Source organism: Faecalibacterium tardum (assembly GCF_040096515.1).
In the GTDB taxonomy this organism is placed as follows: domain Bacteria; phylum Bacillota; class Clostridia; order Oscillospirales; family Ruminococcaceae; genus Faecalibacterium; species Faecalibacterium tardum.
The window spans coordinates 1-5,141 of sequence record NZ_JBBMEO010000059.1 but is presented as its reverse complement, the minus strand read 5'-3'; the positions used below and the strand labels follow the sequence as shown (position 1 = coordinate 5,141).

General features: G+C 59.0%; 3 protein-coding genes. 1 reads left to right on the top strand and 2 read right to left on the bottom strand.

Going from position 1 to position 5,141, the window contains the following annotated elements; genetic code table 11:
* Positions 1-178: 178 nt before the first annotated feature.
* Together WMO44_RS14300 and WMO44_RS14295 are read right to left on the bottom strand one after the other, a co-directional pair.
* Positions 179-1,411 carry an argininosuccinate synthase gene (locus tag WMO44_RS14300; RefSeq protein WP_316538523.1) on the bottom strand — a complete coding sequence of 411 codons (1,233 nt, stop codon included), beginning with the start codon at positions 1,409-1,411 and terminating at the stop codon, positions 179-181.
* A 396-nt stretch (positions 1,412-1,807) separates the two neighbouring features.
* Positions 1,808-2,866: a PTS sugar transporter subunit IIC gene (locus tag WMO44_RS14295; RefSeq protein WP_055186678.1), complete on the bottom strand. Its 1,059-nt coding sequence runs from the start codon at positions 2,864-2,866 to the stop codon at positions 1,808-1,810.
* Between the two features lie 391 nt (positions 2,867-3,257).
* Between WMO44_RS14295 and WMO44_RS14290 the strand changes: the two genes are divergently transcribed.
* The gene (locus WMO44_RS14290; protein ID WP_349152980.1) at positions 3,258-4,679 is read left to right on the top strand and encodes a GH25 family lysozyme; all 1,422 of its coding nucleotides are present in this window, start codon (positions 3,258-3,260) and stop codon (positions 4,677-4,679) included.
* Positions 4,680-5,141 lie beyond the last annotated feature (462 nt).

Here is a 5,141-nt window from a genome sequence, read left to right as displayed (position 1 = left end):
CATGACGCGGAGCGGCATGACGGATGAGGGTGCAATTTCTGCCGATAATATATTTCTTATAAAAACGGCAAAGCCGCCGCAGGGGAAAACGCTCCTGCGGCGGTGCCGCCGGCAACGATGCCGGTGTGAGAACCCGCGTGTGAAAGTGTGAAAACACACGCAGTCGAAAATGTTGCGATTACTTGACCTCCGGCCAGTTCTTGGACAGCTTTGCGCGCTCCTTGATGGACAGGCCGAACAGGTTGATGAAGCCGGTGGCATCGGACTGGTCGTAATCCTTATCGACGCCGAAGGAAGCGGTCTGCTCATCGTACAGGGTGAACGGAGAGGTCACACCGGCGTTGATCATGTTGCCCTTGTAGAGCTTCAGCTTCACATCACCGGTCACGGTCTTTTCCAGACTGTCGGCAAAGGCATCCAGTGCCTCGCGCAGCGGGGTGAACCACTGGCCGTTGTACACGATATCGGCGTACTTCTGTGCCAGCTGTGCCTTGAAGTGAGCGCTCTCCTTATCCAGCGTGATGGTCTCCAGCACGTCGATGGCCTTGTACAGGATAGCGCCGCCGGGGGTCTCGTACACGCCGCGGCTCTTCATGCCCACCAGACGGTTCTCCACGATGTCCAGCAGACCGATGCCGTTTGCACCGCCCAGCTTATTCAGGTACTCCACCAGCTCCACAGCGCCCATCTCCTTGCCGTCCACAGCGGTGGGAACGCCCTTTTCAAAGTGGATGGTCACATAGGTGGGAACATCGGGTGCCTGCTCGGGGCTGACACCCAGCTCCAGAAAGCCGGGCTTATTGTACTGGGGCTCGTTGGCGGGGTTCTCCAGATCCAGACCCTCGTGGCTCAGATGCCACAGGTTCTTGTCCTTGGAGTAGTTGGTCTCACGGTTGATCTTCAGGGGGATGTTGTGCGCCTCGGCGTAGTCGATCTCCTCGTCGCGGCTCTCGATGTCCCACTCACGCCACGGAGCGATGATGGCCATATCCGGGCACAGTGCCTTGAGGGTCAGCTCAAAACGCACCTGATCGTTGCCCTTGCCGGTGCAGCCGTGGCAGATGGCATCTGCACCCTCCTTGATGGCGATATCAGCCAGTGCCTTGGCGATGCACGGACGTGCAAAGCTGGTGCCCAGCAGGTAGTCCTCGTACTTAGCGCCGAACTTCAGGGTGGGGAAGATGTAGTTCTCCACAAAGTCCTTCTTCAAGTCCAGCACATACAGCTTGGATGCGCCGGTAGCCTTGGCCTTTTCTTCCAGACCGTCCAGCTCGGTGCCCTGACCCACGTCACCGGAAACAGCAACAACCTCGCAGTTGTTGTAGTTTTCCTTCAGCCAGGGAATGATGATGGAGGTATCCAGACCGCCGGAGTAAGCCAGCACGACTTTTTTGATGTTTTCCTTTTTCATGATAAACGCGCTCCTTTAATAAAAATACACTTTTGTTTTCTGATGCGCATTTCCCTTCGCATCCTCTGTCTTTCGTTTGCGGTTGATGCTTTTATTATACGCAGCGCGGGTTTTCCGTCAATGCTAAAAACTGCCAAACATAGCACCCGTTTCGCTTTTCTTTTGGTTCAATCTGTATCTTTATGCAAATATTTTTAAATATATGCGTATTTTATGCAATTTGAGTGTATTTTTTCATGGGGTTTTGGGGGAGTAAACCCTCTCCGTCATCGCTGCGCGATGCCACCTCCCCCTCGGGGGAGCTGTCGAGCGTATGCGAGACTGAGAGGGTTCGTCCCCCTACAAACAAAACCACCGGAGCATCCGCAGACGCTCCGGTGGTTTAACTATAACGATTTAGTTCAGCTTCAAGTCGCCTTCCTTGATCCAGCCCAGCTTGCGCTCCACCTCGCAGAACACCACGCTGAGCACGGCGGGCAGCACAAAGCACAGCAGCGCCATGGCAGCCCAGTCCATGGGGGTGATGGCAGCCTTGGTACCGGCGGCAATATCGCTGACCCAGCCGGTGTAAACGCCGATCTGACCCACCAGACCGCAGGTGCCCATGCCGGAGGAGACCGCCGCGCCGTTCATCTCAAAGTGGAACAGGCAGGTAGCCAGCGGGCCGGTGATGGCACTGGCCAGCGTGGGGGCGATCCAGATGCGGGGGTTCTTGATGATGTTGCCCATCTGCAGCATACTGGTGCCCAGCCCCTGACTGACAAGGCCGCCTACGCCGTTCTCCTTGTAGCTCATCACGGCAAAGCCCACCATCTGGGCGCAGCAGCCTGCCACGGCAGCGCCGCCGGCAAGGCCGGTCAGACCCAGTGCGGCGCAGATGGCGGCAGAGGAGATGGGCAGGGTCAGTGCCACGCCCACGATGACCGACACCAGAATGCCCATGACCAGCGGAGCCTGCTCGGTGGCCCACATAATAAGAGTGCCCACCTGACTTGCGGCTGCGCCGATGGGGGCGGCGATGAGCATGGAAAGCCCAACACCTGCAAAAATGGTCACCAGCGGGGTGACAAGGATGTCCACCTTGGTCTCCTTGCTTACCGCCTTGCCCAGCTCTGCTGCCACAATGGCAATGATGAGCACGGCCAGCGGGCCGCCTGCACCGCCCAGCGCATTGGCCGAGTAGCCCACGGTGATCAGGCTGAACAGCACCAGCGGCGGGCAGTGCAGTGCCCAGCCGATGGCGCAGGCCATGGCGGGGCCGCTCATGGCCGTAGCATAGCCGCCCAGATCCACCAGCAGTGCTAGACCGGTCTGCTGACCCACCGTCTTGATGATGGTACCGATGAGCAGACTGGCAAACAGACCCTGTGCCATTGCGCCCAGTGCGTCAATGAGGTAACGCTGCGGAGAGATGACGATATCCTTCCGCGCCAAAAATTCTTTCAGCTTCGACATAAAACTTGCCTTTCTATCCAAAACAGATCGTTAAGGTTACGAACGTATGTTCTGTATCATACCATACACCTGTCAAGACAGCAAGAGGTTGCTGGAAAAATTGTGAAATTTCGGCTTTGTGCAATGTTCTGCCCTGCCGGAACGTATTCCATTTGGAACATTTTCCGACACACTGCCCCGGTGGAGAATTTGTGTAGAAGCCCGCTGTGCCGTTGACTGCTCCCCGCGTGCGGGTGTATACTAGAGGAAGCGTAAAGTTATCATCCGCCGTCCTTTTTATCATAAGCGCATGGGCGGCGTGGAATAAAAGCGGGCCCGCCCCGGGCAAGGGGCAAAGACCCGGTGCAGCGCAGCGCTGCACCACCGGGAGATTCGGAGGCAGAGACGACAGATGAAAAAGCGATTTGACCGATCCGGCACAGCCCGCCGCAAGGCGGTGACAGCCATTGCAGCGCTGACCATGGCGCTGGTTCTGGCTGTGGGCGGCGCAGGGGCAGCGACCCTGCTGTCTGCACAGCCGGAAACTTTGACCGTGGGTGCGGTCGTGCCCCATGTTACCGCCGAGGCACCGCAGGCAAGCAGCCCGGCAGCAGCTGACCTTGCTCCAGCAGCGGAGAGCACAGTGACCGCCGCCCCGGAACAGGCAGCGGAAAGCACCGTGCAGCAGGCTGAGCCTGCCCCGGCGCAAGCGGAAAAACCGGAAACCGCCGAAACCGCACCGACTGCGCCGGAAGAAGCTGTTGAAACACCGGAAACACCGGCACAGCCCGCTGAGGATACCGCCCTGGAAGAGGAGAACTCCCCTGCCATACTGCTGGAAGAGACCCCGGAGCTGGCCGCGCAGGACCCGCAGGCTCCCGCAGCGGACGACACCCCCCAGAACGACACCGCCAGCCAGCACACCCCGGAGGACAGCGTACTGCTGACCCCGGAGCAGATCCAGCAGGCGCTGGATTCCGGTGCACTGGAGGATGCCGAGGCGCAGTGCATCGACCTGACCGATGAAAACGGCTTTTTCCGTTGGCTGTTCAACTGGCTGTTCGGCACCAAGGACAAAGAAGAAGAGCCGGTGTACTCCGGCTGGCGCACCGAGAACGGCAAGACCTACTACTACGCGCAGGGCACCAACAAAAAGGTCACCGGTCTGCGCTCCATTGACGGCAAGCTGTATTATTTCGATGCCAACGGCGTCAAACAGGACAATGTGACTTTTGGCATCGACGTGTCCAAGTATCAGTCCGGGCTGGACTGGAACAAGATCAAAAAATCCGGCGTGAGCTTCGTCATCATCCGCATCGGCTACCGGGGCTACGGCGCTGCGGGAAACCTGGTCAAGGATCCCATGTTCGAAGAGCACTTCACCAACGCCCGCAACGCGGGGCTGAAGGTGGGCGTGTATTTCTTTACGCAGGCCGTAAACGAGGCCGAAGCGCAGGAGGAGGCCGAGGCCTGCAACTGGGCGCTGAACGGCCGGATGCTGGACTACCCCATCTTCTATGACACCGAGGCTTCCACCGCCCCGGGCGGCACCGGCCGCGCCGACGGTCTGGGTGCTGAGGACCGTACCAAGTGCGCCATCGCCTTCTGCGAGCGGGTGAAGGCGCTGGGCTACAAGCCCGGCGTGTACGCCTCCACCACATGGTACCGCAAGCGGGTGAACTACAACACCCTGCGCAGCCGCTACACCATCTGGAACGCCCACTACGGCGTCTCCTCCAGCCCCATCGGCTGTGACCTGTGGCAGGGCACCGAGAAGGCCCGCATCAACGGTTACAGCGGCGAGCTGGACGCCAATATCAGCTACATCGGGTAACAACCCAAAGGCTGCTGCACACGCTCTGTGCAGCAGCTTTTTTCTTGCCGTGGGAGGATTTTAAATGCGCTCCGCTTCGCTCTGCGCATCATCAGCGGAAAAATTATTTTTAATAGAGCAATGCCGGAGCGTCTGCGGACGCTCCGGCATTGCATTTTCACGGGTGGGGTCGTAGAGGAAAACGGCAGGTGCAGCGCCGCTTTCTGCGAAAGCGCGGCGCTGCGGGAAAAGGACTCGCCCTCTCAGTCAAGCCCTGTCGGGCTTGCCAGCTCTCCCAAAGGGAGAGCCCTTGGCACGGCGGAAAAGTTTCCGGCAAAGCCGTAAACTTTGCAGGAGGGAACGCTCCCCCGGGGGGAGCTGTCGCGCAGCGACTGAGGGGCTATAGATGGAGAAGCGAAAAAAGCGTTAAAGCGCTAGCGCCGACTGGCGCAGCGCTAGCTTTTTTGTGCTTCGACTTCTTCT

Bases quoted from the DNA above. Each gene is read 5' to 3' on its own strand.
- WMO44_RS14295 (WP_055186678.1), bottom strand. From the start codon at position 2,866: ATGTCGAAGCTGAAAGAATTTTTGGCGCGGAAGGATATCGTCATCTCT.
- WMO44_RS14290 (WP_349152980.1), top strand. From the start codon at position 3,258: ATGAAAAAGCGATTTGACCGATCCGGCACAGCCCGCCGCAAGGCGGTG.
- WMO44_RS14300 (WP_316538523.1), bottom strand. From the start codon at position 1,411: ATGAAAAAGGAAAACATCAAAAAAGTCGTGCTGGCTTACTCCGGCGGT.